General features: G+C 71.6%; 12 protein-coding genes and 1 pseudogene. 4 read left to right on the forward strand and 9 right to left on the reverse strand.

Annotated elements, in window-relative coordinates:
• Positions 1 to 183 (reverse strand): annotated as a pseudogene (locus tag DI269_RS09825) (hypothetical protein); the annotation flags it as partial.
• Between the two features lie 51 nt (positions 184 to 234).
• Positions 235 to 888, reverse strand: a complete 654-nt coding sequence (locus tag DI269_RS09830) for a nucleoside/nucleotide kinase family protein (RefSeq protein WP_232822688.1) — start codon at positions 886 to 888, stop codon at positions 235 to 237.
• Positions 889 to 1,006: 118 nt separating this feature from the next.
• Here DI269_RS09830 and DI269_RS09835 point away from each other — a divergent pair, with 118 nt between their 5' ends.
• Both DI269_RS09835 and DI269_RS09840 read left to right on the forward strand, forming a co-directional pair.
• Positions 1,007 to 1,375 carry a PadR family transcriptional regulator gene (locus DI269_RS09835; protein WP_112135220.1) on the forward strand — a complete coding sequence of 123 codons (369 nt, stop codon included), beginning with the start codon at positions 1,007 to 1,009 and terminating at the stop codon, positions 1,373 to 1,375.
• Between the two features lies 1 nt (position 1,376).
• Positions 1,377 to 2,741 (forward strand): permease prefix domain 1-containing protein, encoded by a 1,365-nt coding sequence (locus DI269_RS09840; RefSeq protein ID WP_112135223.1) that lies wholly within the window; start codon positions 1,377 to 1,379, stop codon positions 2,739 to 2,741.
• 53 nt (positions 2,742 to 2,794) lie between these two features.
• Here DI269_RS09840 and DI269_RS09845 read toward each other — a convergent pair whose 3' ends face one another.
• The 7 genes from DI269_RS09845 to DI269_RS09875 are packed head-to-tail and all read right to left on the reverse strand — an operon-like array spanning position 2,795 to position 10,401.
• Complete coding sequence (locus DI269_RS09845) at positions 2,795 to 3,796, reverse strand: sugar phosphate isomerase/epimerase family protein (RefSeq protein ID WP_112135226.1); 1,002 nt, start codon at positions 3,794 to 3,796, stop codon at positions 2,795 to 2,797.
• Entirely contained in the window at positions 3,789 to 4,628 is an 840-nt protein-coding gene (locus DI269_RS09850; protein ID WP_112135228.1) for a sugar phosphate isomerase/epimerase family protein, read from the reverse strand. Before DI269_RS09850 ends, DI269_RS09845 begins: the two co-directional genes overlap by 8 nt.
• Positions 4,625 to 5,824 (reverse strand): substrate-binding domain-containing protein, encoded by a 1,200-nt coding sequence (locus tag DI269_RS09855; RefSeq protein ID WP_112135231.1) that lies wholly within the window; start codon positions 5,822 to 5,824, stop codon positions 4,625 to 4,627. Before DI269_RS09855 ends, DI269_RS09850 begins: the two co-directional genes overlap by 4 nt.
• A gap of 17 nt (positions 5,825 to 5,841) precedes the next feature.
• On the reverse strand, positions 5,842 to 6,834 hold the full coding sequence (locus DI269_RS09860) for an ABC transporter permease (protein ID WP_112135233.1): 993 nt from the start codon (positions 6,832 to 6,834) through the stop codon (positions 5,842 to 5,844).
• Positions 6,831 to 7,829: an ABC transporter permease gene (locus DI269_RS09865; RefSeq protein ID WP_112135235.1), complete on the reverse strand. Its 999-nt coding sequence runs from the start codon at positions 7,827 to 7,829 to the stop codon at positions 6,831 to 6,833. Before DI269_RS09865 ends, DI269_RS09860 begins: the two co-directional genes overlap by 4 nt.
• Positions 7,826 to 9,307: a sugar ABC transporter ATP-binding protein gene (locus DI269_RS09870; RefSeq protein WP_112135237.1), complete on the reverse strand. Its 1,482-nt coding sequence runs from the start codon at positions 9,305 to 9,307 to the stop codon at positions 7,826 to 7,828. Before DI269_RS09870 ends, DI269_RS09865 begins: the two co-directional genes overlap by 4 nt.
• Complete coding sequence (locus DI269_RS09875; protein ID WP_112135239.1) at positions 9,304 to 10,401, reverse strand: Gfo/Idh/MocA family protein; 1,098 nt, start codon at positions 10,399 to 10,401, stop codon at positions 9,304 to 9,306. Before DI269_RS09875 ends, DI269_RS09870 begins: the two co-directional genes overlap by 4 nt.
• Before the next feature lie 70 nt (positions 10,402 to 10,471).
• Between DI269_RS09875 and DI269_RS09880 the strand changes: the two genes are divergently transcribed.
• The gene (locus tag DI269_RS09880) at positions 10,472 to 11,722 is read left to right on the forward strand and encodes an ROK family transcriptional regulator (protein ID WP_112135241.1); all 1,251 of its coding nucleotides are present in this window, start codon (positions 10,472 to 10,474) and stop codon (positions 11,720 to 11,722) included.
• Positions 11,719 to 12,660 (forward strand): aldo/keto reductase, encoded by a 942-nt coding sequence (locus tag DI269_RS09885; protein WP_198667300.1) that lies wholly within the window; start codon positions 11,719 to 11,721, stop codon positions 12,658 to 12,660. Before DI269_RS09880 ends, DI269_RS09885 begins: the two co-directional genes overlap by 4 nt.
• Positions 12,661 to 12,932: the final 272 nt, after the last annotated feature.

The raw sequence follows: 12,932 nt of genomic DNA on the forward strand, positions 1-12,932 counted from the left end.
GTCCTCGGGCCAGACGGCGGCGGCGAGCGACTCGGGGCCGACGGGGCGCCCGGCGCTGCGCGCGAGCCTCGTGAGTAGCGCCCGCAACCGGGCCCCGGCGACCTCGACGGGCCCGTCTGCGGTCGCGACCGCGAGCGGCCCCAGCACCCCGACCCGGAGAGCGGAGGCGTCGAGTGGCGGCATGCCATGAATATACGTCGAAGGGTGCGGTGGTTCCCGCTTCGCGCAGTGGTACTAGGGGTGACCGATGCCGAGCGCCTCGAAGTCGATCGTCAGATCCGCGCGGTGGCGCGCGGCCCGAATCCGCTCCGCGTTGCGCTCGTCGACCTCCGCGACCCAGCTCCTCGCCAGCTCCGGGGACTTGCCGAAGCGCTCGTGGCGCGCGATGAGCCGCTCCAACCGCAGCGGCTCCGGGGTCTCGCAGTACCAGACCTCCGTGAGCGCCGCCCGCACCCGCGGCCACGGGCCGGACTCGTCCAGCAGGTAGTTCCCCTCGGTCACGACCACCTCCGCCTCGGGCGGGACCGCGATCGAGCCGGCCACCGGCTCCTCCACCCGCCGGTCGTACTCGGGCGCGTAGACGACCGCTCCGCGGTCGGCCGCGAGGCGTTCGAGGAGCGCCCGGTAGCCGTGGCCGTCGAACGTGTCGATCGCGCCCTTGCGCCCGCGCCGCCCCAGCCGCACGAGCTCGGCGTTCGCGAGGTGGAAGCCGTCCATCGGGACCTGCACCGCGGGCGTCCCGCCCGCGTCGAGCGTGCGCGCGAGCCACGCGGCCGCGGTCGTCTTGCCCGCGCCCGGGCACCCGGCGATGCCGATGAGCACCCGCCCGCCCGCGCCGAGCGACTTGACGCGGTCGAGGAGCACCTGGGGGTCGTCTGCGAAGTCCACGCGACGAGTCTATGACCCACCGGGGAGGGGCCGCCCGGTTGACAATCCCGGAACCCTAGATCTACGATGCATAGAACAGCAAGGCATAGCAGATCTAGGTAAAGGAGGCGCTCCCCTCATGCACATCGCAAAAGACCTCGTGGCGGCCTCGGCCACCCCCCTCGTGCTCGGCATCCTCGCCGAGGAGGAGAGCTACGGGTACGCGATCCTCAAGGAGATCAGCGACCGCTCCGGCGGCCGCCTGGAGTGGACCGAGGGCCTGCTCTACCCGCTCCTGCACCGGCTCGAACGGCTCGGCCACGTCGAGTCGTCCTGGCGCACGCCCGAGGGCGGCCGCCGCCGCAAGTACTACGCCATCACCGAGGACGGCCTGCGCGAGCTTGCCGAGCAGCGCCGGCAGTGGGCCGCCGTCACCGACGCGCTCCAGGACGTCTGGAAGGCCACCCGAGCCCTCGGACCCGTACCTCCCCCGGCATTGGAGGCCTGACATGACCGGCACCGACACCGAACTCGAAGCGCAGATCGCCGAATGGCGGTCGTACATGCTGCGCCGCAAGGCGATCAGCGAAGCCGACGTCGACGAGCTCGAAGACCACCTGCGCGAGCGGGTGGGCGACCTGACCGAGTCGGGGCTCAATCCCGACGAGGCGTTCCTCATCGCCGTCAAGCGCATGGGCCGCATGGACGAGCTCTCCCGCGAGTTCGCCCGCGAGCACTCCGACCGGCTGTGGAAGCAGCTGGTCCTCGAACCCGAGGCGAAGGAGTCCGCGGACGCCGCGCCGCGGCGCGACCTGGTCGTCATGATCGTCTGCGCCGCACTGGGAGTGCTCGCGATCAAGCTCCCGGCCCTGTTTGGGCTCGGTTTCGACGACAGCGAGGAGTTCTACGTCCGCAACACCGGGCTCCTGGTCCTCGCGCCGCTCGCGGTCTACTTCGCGTGGCGCCGAAGGCTGGGCGCGGTCATGATCGCGGTGATCGCAGGGCTCTTCGCGGTCGGCGCGGTCGCGGTGAACGCGTACCCGGTGGACACCGACTCGCAGTCGATCGTGCTCTCGGCGATCCACCTGCCGCTGGCGCTGTGGTTCGTCATCGGCCTCGCCTACATGGGCGGCGAGTGGCGCTCGGGGCCCAAGCGCATGGACTTCATCAGGTTCACCGGCGAGTGGTTCATCTACTTCGTGCTCATCGACATGGGCGGCGGCGTGCTCACCGCGTTCACCGCGGGCGTGTTCGGCGCCATCGACGTCGACGCCGAGGTGTTCATCTCGGAGTGGCTGGTCCCCTGCGGCGCGGCCGCCGCGGTGGTCGTCGCCGCGTGGCTCGTCGAGGCGAAGCAGAGCGTCATCGAGAACATGGCGCCGGTGCTCACGCGGGTGTTCACGCCGCTGTTCGCGCTCACGCTCGTGGCCGCGCTCGTCGCGATCGGCGTGACCACCAACGCGATCGACGTCGAGCGGGACATGCTCATCCTGTTCGACCTGCTCCTGGTCGTCGTCCTCGGCCTGGTGCTCTACTCGATCTCGGCGCGCGACGCCGCCGCGAAACCGGGGGCGTTCGACTGGATGCAGCTCGCGCTCGTCGTCAGCGCCCTGCTCATCGACGTCCTGGTGCTCGTCGCGATCCTCGGGCGCATCACCGAGTGGGGATTCACGCCGAACAAGAGCGCCGCGCTCGGCGAGAACCTCATCCTGTTCGTGAACCTGGCGTGGACGGCGTGGCTGTACTTCGCGATCCTGCGGCGCCGCAAGCGGTTCGCGCAGCTGGAGCAGTGGCAGACGGACTACATGCCGGTCTACGCGGCCTGGGCCGCGGCCGTGGTCCTCATCGTCCCGCCGCTGTTCTCCTTCGCCTGACACCACTGGGGAACCCGCCCGGGCCGCCCTACGGGGGCGGCCCGGGCTCCCCGCTAGTCGGAGCCGAACGCGGCGTCGAAGGACGCCGTCGGCGGGTCGAAGTTCAAGCCGCGCACGAACTCCACGGCCTCGGCGGCCCCACGGAGGCGGTCCATGCCGGCGTCCTCCCACTCGACCGAGATCGGCCCGGCGTAGCCGATGCGGCCCAGGACGCGGAAGCAGTCCTCCCACGGCACGTCGCCGTGGCCGGTGGACACGAAGTCCCAGCCGCGCCGCGGGTCGCCCCACGGCAGGTGCGAGCCGAGCCGGCCGTTGCGGCCGTCGAAGCGGCGCCGGGTGTCCTTGCAGTCCACGTGGTAGATCCGGTCCCGGAAGTCCCACAGGAACGCGGCCGGGTCGATGTCCTGCCACACCATGTGGCTCGGGTCCCAGTTGAGCCCGAACGCGGTCCGGTGCCCGACCGCTTCGAGCGCGCGGTGCGTCGACCAGTAGTCGTAGGCGATCTCCGAGGGGTGCACCTCGTGCGCGAAGCGGACGCCTTCTGCATCGAACACGTCGAGGATCGGGTTCCAGCGCGAGGCGAAGTCGTCGTACCCGGCCTCGATCACCGCTTCGGACACGGGCGGGAACATCGCCACGTACTTCCACACGGCCGAGCCGGTGAAGCCGATGACCGTGCCGACGCCGAGCTTCGCCGCGGCCCGCGCGGTCGCCTTCATCTCCTCGGCGGCCCGCTGCCGGACCCCTTCGGGGTCGCCGTCGCCCCACACGTGCGCGGAGACGATCGCCTTGTGGCGCTCGTCGATCGGGTCGTCGCAGACCGCCTGGCCGACAAGGTGGTTCGAGATCGCCCACAGGCCCAGGCCGTGGGATTCGAGGATGCCCTTGCGCTCGGCGACGTAGTCGTCGTCCTCGGCGGCGCGGCGCACGTCGAGGTGGTCGCCCCAGCAGGCCACTTCGAGCCCGTCGTAGCCCCACGAGGCCGCCAGGCGGCACACCTCGTCGAACGGCAGGTCCGCCCACTGGCCGGTGAACAGCGTGATCGGTCTAGGCATGCAGGCTCCTCAGGTAGGTCAGGCCGTCGACGGCGATGGCGTCCTGGGTCGGCGCCAGCGGACGCCAGATCGAGGCCGCGGTGGCGATCGTCGCATTGTGCGTCGTGAACGACTCGATGACAAGGGGTCCGGAGTACCCGGCCCCGTCGAGCGCATGCAGGATCGCGGGCCAGTCGAGGTGGTCTGCGCCCGGGGCGCCCCGGTCGTTGGCCGAGACCTGCACGTGCGCGATTCTCCCTGCGGCCCTTGCGATCGCGGCGGGAATGTCGGTTTCCTCGATGTTCATGTGGTAGACGTCCAGGGCGAGCCCGACCCCGGGCAGGCCGTCGAGCGCTTCGAGGGTCTGGTCCACGGTGTTGAGCAGGCTCGTCTCGTAGCGGTTGAGCGGCTCCACCGCGATCGTGACACCGCGCGCGGCGGCGTACTCGGCGACGGGCCGGAGGTTCGCCCGCAGCTCCTCGTACGCCGCCGGGCGGTCGTCGATGCGCCAGGTGCGGCCCACGGACGTGTAGGCCGGACCGGCGATCACGGGGGACCCGACGGCGACGGCCGCGTCCACGACGCTGCGCAGGTACGCCTGCGTCGAGGCGATCGTTTTGCTTGGGGCCGAGACGAGTTCGCGTCCCGGGCCCATCACCAGGACCACCGTCGCGGCCAGGCCGAGGCGGTCGAGGAGCGCGGCTGCGCGCGCGGCGTCCCAGTCACCGGGGGACTCGACCGGGAGCTCGATCACGTCGAACCCCCAGTCCCGCACGCGCGGCGCGAGCCGGGCCAGGGCCTCGTCGTCCAGCGGCGAGGCCCAGACCCAGGTGTTGACGCCTATGGGGCTCAACGGTCCTGCCAGGCGTCGGGGAACCCGGGCAGGTCCTCGCCGCCGAACTTGGCGTAGTGCAGCGAGGGCATGTCGGCGTTGACCTCCAGGTACTGGTCGCGCTCGGCCTCGGTGATCGGGTCCTGCGGGAGGACCCACTCGGCCGGGACCTGCTCGCCCGCGAGGATCATCGTCGCGGCGATCACCGGGGTGCGCCACTGGAAGTTCGAGTACACGGGCGCGAGCGCGGTCATGCCGGTCTCCTGCCACTTGCGCATGAACGACAGCTCGTCCTCGCCGGTCATGACCGGGTAGGGCGCGCCGGCGTCCTCGAACGCCTCGATGGCCGCGACGGCGCCGTCGCCGGCGTCCATCCAGATCCCGTCGACGTCGCCGCGCTGGAGGTACTGCGTGACGATGTTCTTGATCTCCGCGGCGTCGCCGCCGGTGAACTCGTTGCCGAGGATCTCCAGCTCCGAGTCGGCGAAGATCTCCTCCGCTGCGGCCCAGCGGTTCTCCAGGACGTCGACGCCCGGGAGGATGCGCAGGGCGAGCACGGTGGAGCCCGGTTCGAGCTCGTCGACGAGGAACTCGGCGGCGTCGGCGCCGAAGGCGTAGCCGCCGATCGGGTGGATGAAGGTGACGGCGCAGTCGGTGTTGACGCCGCGGTCGAAGATGATCACCGGGACGCCGGATTCGCACGCGGCTTCCACTGCGGGCGTGAGGGTCGCGGTGGTCGACGGGGAGATGATGAGCGCGTCGCAGTCGCCGGAGTCGACGAACGCCTGGATGTCGCTGATCTGCTGGTCGTCGTCGTCCCCGGCGTCGGAGTGGCGGAACTCGCCGATCTGGCCCGACTCCTGGAGGACCGCGACCTGCTGCTGCATGGTGATCCAGCCGGTCACGCGCCACGGGTTGGAGACCGAGGCGTTCGAGAAGCAGACGGTGGCGTCGCCGCCCTCCTGCGCGAACGCGGCCGTGTCGACCCATTCGGGCTCGATCGCCTGCAGCCACGGCGTGTTCGGGTCGCCTTCGGGCTCGATGTCGCGCTGGGCGAGCTGCTCGTCGTAGTCGGCCTGCACGAACCACTCGTCGCCCGATTCGGTCTCGGTGGCGGTGTCGTCGGCCTCTTCGGTGGGTGCGTCGGTGGTGCAGGCGGTCGCGAGCAGGATGCCGAGGGCTGCTGCGGCGGCTGCGGCTATACGGGTTGTCCGCATGGTGCTTGACCTTCTTTTCATGAGGGAGTTGCGGTGGCGGTCGGAACGGGTCGGGTGCGCCGGCGCGCCGCGTAGGCGACGGCGGCGATGATGATGGCGCCCTGCACGGCGGGCCGGAGCGTCGCCGGGAGGGCCATCTGGTTGAACAGGGTGAAAAGGGCCTCGATGACGAGGGCCCCGGCCATGGCGGCGAGCACGGAGCCGCGGCCGCCGCCGAGGACGACGCCGCCGAGCACGACCGCGGTGATGACGGTGAACTCCAGGCCGTCGCCGACCTGGGCGCTGACGCCGGCGAACCCGCCGATGAGGATGCCCGCGATCGTCGCCGACAGTCCTGAGAGGACGAACGCGATGGTGCGGGCGGTGTCGACGCGGGCGCCCGAGAGGGCCGCGGCGCGCTCGTTGTCGCCCGCGGCCATGAGGATGCGCCCGAAGCGGGTGCGCATCAAGAGGACCGATCCGGCGCCGACGGCGATCATGATGAGCAGCGCCCACGGGATCTGGCCGAGGACGGGCACGTCCTCGATCCCCATGCGGCCGAACACGCGGAAGGACTCCGAGAGGCTCCCGGTGGGGGCACCGCCGGTCCACAGCCGGATCGCGCCGTACAGGACCATGAGCATCCCGAGCGTGGTGATGAACGACTGGACCTTGAGCGCGGTCGTGATCAGCCCGTTGACGAGGCCGACGCCGATCCCGAAGAGCACCATGACGATCATGACCGGGAGCGTGCGGGACTCCTCGCCGTCGATGAGGCGCGCGGCGATGACGACCTGCGCGCCGACGAGCGCGCCCACGGACAGGTCGAAATTGCCCGAGACGATCACGAAGTACTGCCCGGCGGCGAGGATCACCAGGGGCGCGGCCTGCTTGAGGAAGGCCATGAGGGAGGGGCCCTCGAAGAAGCCGGGGTTCATCGCGAACACGCCGGCGAAGACGAGGACGAGCAGGACGAAGACCGTGGCGGTGGGGTTCGTCGCGCGCAGCAGCAGGTCCCGGACGCGGGTCATGACGCCCTCCCTTCGGCGAACCTGGGCCGGCGGGCCGTGCGGTCCAGTTGGCGGCGGGCGTAGATCGCGACGGCCGCGATGATGACGACGCCGCGCAGGACGTCCTTCGCGAACGGGTCGATCTGGAGGACGTTGAAGACCGTGTCGAGGACGGCGAGGATCGCCACGCCCGCAACGGTTCCGGCGACGCCGCCCTTGCCGCCCAGGAGCAGCGTGCCGCCCAGGACGACCGCGGCGATCGCGTCGAGCTCGTAGAGGCTCGTGTAGGCCGTGGCCGAGCCCGTCCCGAAGCGCGAGGCCAGGAGCAGGCCCGCGACCCCCGCGGTCATGCCGCACAGGACGTGGGCGGCCAGGAGCGTGCGGCCGGTGCGGATGCCGGACATGCGCGCGACGTCGACGTCCCCGCCGACGGCGTACATGTGGTGGCCGGTGCGGGTCGAGCGCAGGAACCAGATCGCGGCCGCCGCGACGGCGAGCATGACCACGGTGGAGACCGGGACGGGGCCGATGCGCGTGTACCCGAACTGCTGGAACATCACGGGCACGTCCCCGGCCGGGCCCTTGTACTGGGTGTCGAGGTAGCCCTTGATGATCAGGCCGGTCCCGAGGGTGGTGATGAACGGGTTCACGCCGAGGTAGGCGGTGACGGCGCCGTTGAACGCCCCGATGAGCCCGGACACGAGGAGGACCGCGCCGATCGCCAGCGGGACGTTCGCGACCTGTCCGTCCATGGTGGTCGCCGCGACGAGGCTGGAGAGCGCGGCCGTGTAGCCGACCGACAGGTCCAGGGACCGGCACAGGATCACCAGGGTCATGCCGATGGCGAGGAACCCGGTGAGGCTGGTGCGGGTGAGCATGTCGACGAGGTTCGCGGTGGCGAACAGGTTCCCGCCGTCGACCGCGACGGCGATGCCGCCGGCCGCGAGGACGCCCGCGAGCGCGAGGTAGATGAGGGCGGTGGTGCCGAGGCGGGGCTTGTGGAGGCGCTGGGTCATTCCGGGCCCCTTCCGGTCGCGTAGGCCATGACCTGCTGCTCGGTGGCGCCGCCGGGGAGCTCGCCGGCGATGCGGCCGTCGTGGAGGACCACGATCCGGTCGGCGAGGCCGATGACCTCGATGAGCTCGGAGGCGATGAGGAGGACCGCGAGCCCTTCGGCGGCGAGTTCGCGGACGACGGAGTAGAGCTTGTGCTTGGCGCCCACGTCGATCCCGCGGGTGGGCTCGTCGAGGACGATGATCCCGGGCTCGGCCGCGAGCCACTTGGCGACGACGACCTTCTGCTGGTTGCCGCCGGAGAGGAACCGGACCTCCTGGTCCTCGCCGCGGGCGACGAGGTCGAGGCTGGCCAGGAGCCCGGAGACGCGGGCGAGGCGGCGGCGGGAGTGGACGCGGGCGTTCGCGTCGAGGACCATGCGGGCGTTGGCGCGCACCGACTGCCACAGGGCCAGACCCTGGGCCTTGCGGTCCTCGGTGACGAGGGCGATCCCGGCGCCGATGGCCTTGCGGGGGCGGGTGATCCGGATGGGGGTGCCGTCGACTTCGACGGTGCCCCTGGTGAAGGGGGCGATGCCGAAGACGGCTTCGGCGATCTCGGTGCGGCCCGAGCCCTGCAGGCCCGCGAGGCCGACGATCTCGCCGGCGCGCACGTCGAGGTCGATCGAGTCGACGAAGTCGTTGCCGCCGCCGGTGATCTTCAATCGCGTCCCACCGGTCTCGGTGCCGGGCAGGCGTGCGGGGAACTGGGCCTCGATGCGGCGCCCGACCATCTTGGCGACGAGGTCGTCAGGGGTGATGTCGGCGGTGGCGACGGAGTCGACCAGGCGGCCGTCCTTGAGGACGGTGATCCGGTCGCACAGGTCGAAGATCTCCTTGAGCCGGTGGGAGACGTAGAGGACGGCGGTGCCGCGCTCGCGCAGGCGGCCGATGAGGCGGTAGAGGAGTTCGACCTCGGCGTCGGCGAGCGCGGCCGTCGGCTCGTCCATGCAGATGAGGTCGGCCCCTTGGGAGAGGGCCTTGGCGATCTCGGTGATCTGCTGGTGGGCGACGGAGAGCCGGCCGACGTTCGCGGTGGGGGCGAGGTCGTCGACGCCGAGGTCGGCGAGGGTCTCGGCGGTGGAGTCGATCATCGCGCGGCGGTCGATGAGGCCGCGCCGCTTGGGTTCGCGGCCGAGGTGGACGTTCTCGGCGACGGTGAGCTCGGGCAGGAGGTTGAACTCCTGGAACACCGAGGCGACCCCGGCGTGCTGGGCCTGGAGGGGGTGGGTGAAGGAGACGGCGCGGCCGCCCAGCTCGATGGTGCCGGCGTCGGCGGTGTGGACGCCGGCGAGGATCTTCATGAGCGTGGACTTGCCGGCGCCGTTCTCCCCCACCAGTGCGTGGACCTCCCCCTGGTTCATCGTGAGGTCCACTGAGGAGAGCACGGGGACGCCGAGGAACGCCTTGTCGATGCCGCGCATGGAGAGCACTTCGGTCATGACGGCACCTCCGCCCAGTCCCTGGTGCGGGCCGACTCGGCGACGGCCTCGGCGATGCGGGCGGCGCGCAGGCCGTCCTCGAACACCGGCAGCCCCTCGGGGGCGTTCCCCGCGATCGCCGCGCCGGTGTCGGCGACGAAGGCGTTGAAGCAGTCCTGGTAGCCCTGGGCGTGGCCGCCGGGGACGCGGGCGAGGCGGGCGGCGTCGGCGCTGAGGTGCTCGGGGTCGCGCATGAGGACGCCGTTGATCTCGCGGCCGCCGATCCACAGCGTCTCGGGCCGCTCCTGGTCGAACGCGAGGGTGGCCTCGGTGCCGGAGACTTCGAGGAGGAGCCGGTTCTTGCGCCCGGCGGAGACCTGGCTGACGACGGTGGAGCCGATCATGCCGCCCGCGGTGGCGAACTGGAGCGTCACGATGTCCTCGGTGGAGACGTCGCGGCCGCCGCGGCGGCGGTTCGCGGTCGACAGCTGCGCCGAGACGGCGGTGATGCGGTCGCCGGTGACGAATTCGAGCAGGTCGCACCAGTGGGAGCCGATATCGCCGAAGGCCCGCAGGGCCCCGCCCTTGTCGGCGTCGACGCGCCAGTTGTCGTCGTCGGGCCGCAGGAGCCAGTCCTGGAGGTAGGAGCCGTGGGCGAGGGTGAGGCGCCCGACGCTCCCGGCGGCGACGCGGGCGCGGGCCTCGCGGACCATCGGGTGGAAGCGGTAGACGAACGGGACGGTGGCGACCACGCCGGCCTCGGCGGCGGCCTCGGTCATCGCGCGGGCCGTCTCCAGGTCGGTGGCGAGGGGCTTCTCGCACACGACGTGCTTGCCGGCGGCGATGGCGGCCAAGGCGATCGGGGCGTGGAGGTGGTTGGGGACGCAGACGTGGACGACGTCGGCGGCGTCGATGAGCGCACCGATGTCGTCGAAGACCGCCTCGGCCCGCAGCGAGGGGGCGGCGCGCCGCGCCCGCTCGGGGGTCGAGCCGGCGATCCCGGCGACCGTGCCGCCGGCGACGGCGATGGCGTGGGAGTGCACCCGCCCCATGAAGCCGGTGCCGATGACGGCGGCGCGGTAGGTCGTCGGCCGAGTGATCGTGACGTGAGCCATATGACGACCGTAAGGCAGACTTATGACGAATCACAAGCAAAAGTTGTCCGTGTTATGAAACAGTTATGACATGAGTGCGACCGAACCCGTGTGGTTCACTAGTCCTGTGACAGATGGTTCGACCGAGCGGCACCGGCCGCCCCCAGCGGCCGCCGCCGGGGCCGGCACCCTGCTTCAGCTGCTGCGGGACGGCGTGCCCCGCACCAGGTCCGAGCTGTCGGCCCTCACCGGCCTCGCGCGCTCCACCGTCACCGGCCGCGTCGACGCGCTCCTGGCCGCCGGGCTCATCGCCCCCAGCGGCGAGACCGCCTCCACCGGCGGCCGGCCCCCCGCCACGTTCGCGTTCAACCCCGCCGCGAAGATCGTCCTCGGCGCCGACCTCGGCGCCACCCACGCGCGCCTCGCCGTCACCGACCTCGCCGGGACCGTCCTCACCGCCGTCAACGCCGACCTGGAGATCGCCTTGGGCCCCAAGGCGGTCCTCGACTGGGTCGTCGAGCACGGCCGCAAGCTCCTCGACGAGGTCGACCGGCCCGCCGCCGACCTCCTCGGCATCGGCATCGGCCTGCCCGGGCCCGTCGAGCACTCCACCGGGCGCGCCGTGAACCCGCCGATCATGCCCGGCTGGGACGGCTTCGACGTCCCCTCCTATGTGCGCGAACGCATCCCGGTGCCGGTCCTGGTCGACAACGACGTGAACATCATGGCCCTCGGCGAGCACTTCACCGCCTGGCCCGAGTACGAGCACCTGCTCTTCATCAAGGCCGCCACCGGCATCGGCTGCGGCATCATCGTCGGCGGCCAGGTCTACCGCGGGGCGCAGGGCGCGGCCGGGGACATGGGGCACATCCGCGTCGCCGGCGCCGACGACGCCCACTGCCGCTGCGGCAACACCGGCTGCCTCGAAGCGGTCGCCTCCGGCGCGGCCATCGCCGCCCGGCTCACCGACGAGGGCATTCCCGCGGGCGGATCGCTCGACGTGGTCGAACTCGCTCGTTCCGGTTCCGTCCCCGCGCTGCGGCGCGTGCGCCAGGCCGGGCGCGACATCGGCGAGGTCCTCGCCGGGGCCGTCAACTTCTTCAACCCGTCGATCATCGTCATCGGCGGGTCCCTCGCGCTCGCGGGCGACCACCTCATCGCGGGTGTCCGCGAGATCATCTACCAGCGCTCGCTTCCCTTGGCCACCAGGCACCTGCGCATCGCCGCCGCCCGGACCGGGGAGTCGAGCGGCGCGATCGGCGCGGGCGTCATGGTCATCGAGCACGCCCTCGACCCCGCCCGCCTGAACGCGGGGACGGATTTCCTGAGAACGAACGGATGAGCATGCAGCGCAACACCCTCGGCAAGACCGGACTCGAAGTCACCCCGCTGTGCATCGGCACCAGCACGATCGCCGGGTTCACCGAGACCTACGGGTACGACGTGGACGACGAGCGGGCGGTCGAGACGATCCTCGCGGTCTTCGACAGCGAGGTGAACTACCTCGACACCGGCAACAACTACGGCAAGGACGGCCTGGCCGAACGCCGCATCGGCGAGGCCGTCCGCCGCCGCGGGGGCCTGCCCGAGGGCTTCATTCTCCAGACCAAAGTGGACGCCGACCCGGTGACGGGCGACTACTCGGGCGAGCGTGTGCGCCGCTCGGTCGAGGAGAGCCTGGAGCGCCTGGGCATCGACCACGTGCCGGTCCTCGCCCTGCACGACCCCGAGTTCATGTCCGCTGACCAAGACGGCTTCGGCCCCGGCGGGGCCCTCGAAGCACTCGTGGCGATCCGCGACTCCGGCGTGGCCGACCACCTCGCGGTCGCCTCCGGGGATGTCGCGGTCTCCCAGCGGTACCTGGACACCGGCGAATTCGACGTCGTCTTGAACCACAACCGGTTCACGCTGCTCAACCGCGAGGCCCAGGGCCTGTTCGAGGGCGCGAGGGACAAGGGGCTTGGTGTCTTGAACGCGGCCCCGTACGGCGGCGGGATGCTCGCGAAGGGCCCGGCGCAGCAGCCGAAGTACTGCTACGGCGAGCGGGATGAGGCGTTCGCCGCGAGCGCGCTGGCGATGGCCGAGGCGTGCGAGGCCGCGGGTGTGCCGCTCGCGGCGGCGGCGCTCCAGTTCTCCACCCGGTCCCCGCTGGTCGACTCGACGGTCGTGGGAATCTCCCGCCCCGAGCGGATCAGGGAGACCCTCGACCTGCTCGCGGTCGAGATCCCGGCGGACCTGTGGGTGGAACTCGAAGCCCTCCGCCCGGAAGCGCACATCTAGCGCGGCGACCGCCGGGCACCCCGCAGACCGCTCGGGGCCTCGGGGTTGGGCCCCCGGTTCACAAGGATGCCCGGCGGGTACGACACCGCCCCCGCCAACGATTCGAACACCGCCGCCGGGCACCGTGCAGCCCCGCGGAAGCCCTGGGGGTGGGCCCCCGATCTGCAAGTGTGCCCGTGGGGTACGACATCGGCCTGGCCGCGAACGAAGTTCGCGGCCAGGCCGTCGTCCGTTCAGTCGCCTAGTTGGCCCGAGCGAGCCTCGACACGACC

Source organism: Glycomyces dulcitolivorans, from assembly GCF_003265355.1.
Lineage (GTDB): Bacteria > Actinomycetota > Actinomycetes > Mycobacteriales > Micromonosporaceae > Glycomyces > Glycomyces dulcitolivorans.

Coding starts and splice junctions, on each gene's coding strand:
- DI269_RS09855 (WP_112135231.1), bottom strand. CDS start 5,824: ATGCGGACAACCCGTATAGCCGCAGCCGCCGCAGCAGCCCTCGGCATC.
- DI269_RS09885 (WP_198667300.1), top strand. CDS start 11,719: ATGAGCATGCAGCGCAACACCCTCGGCAAGACCGGACTCGAAGTCACC.
- DI269_RS09845 (WP_112135226.1), bottom strand. CDS start 3,796: ATGCCTAGACCGATCACGCTGTTCACCGGCCAGTGGGCGGACCTGCCG.
- DI269_RS09835 (WP_112135220.1), top strand. CDS start 1,007: ATGCACATCGCAAAAGACCTCGTGGCGGCCTCGGCCACCCCCCTCGTG.
- DI269_RS09865 (WP_112135235.1), bottom strand. CDS start 7,829: ATGACCCAGCGCCTCCACAAGCCCCGCCTCGGCACCACCGCCCTCATC.
- DI269_RS09870 (WP_112135237.1), bottom strand. CDS start 9,307: ATGACCGAAGTGCTCTCCATGCGCGGCATCGACAAGGCGTTCCTCGGC.
- DI269_RS09840 (WP_112135223.1), top strand. CDS start 1,377: ATGACCGGCACCGACACCGAACTCGAAGCGCAGATCGCCGAATGGCGG.
- DI269_RS09875 (WP_112135239.1), bottom strand. CDS start 10,401: ATGGCTCACGTCACGATCACTCGGCCGACGACCTACCGCGCCGCCGTC.
- DI269_RS09880 (WP_112135241.1), top strand. CDS start 10,472: ATGAGTGCGACCGAACCCGTGTGGTTCACTAGTCCTGTGACAGATGGT.
- DI269_RS09860 (WP_112135233.1), bottom strand. CDS start 6,834: ATGACCCGCGTCCGGGACCTGCTGCTGCGCGCGACGAACCCCACCGCC.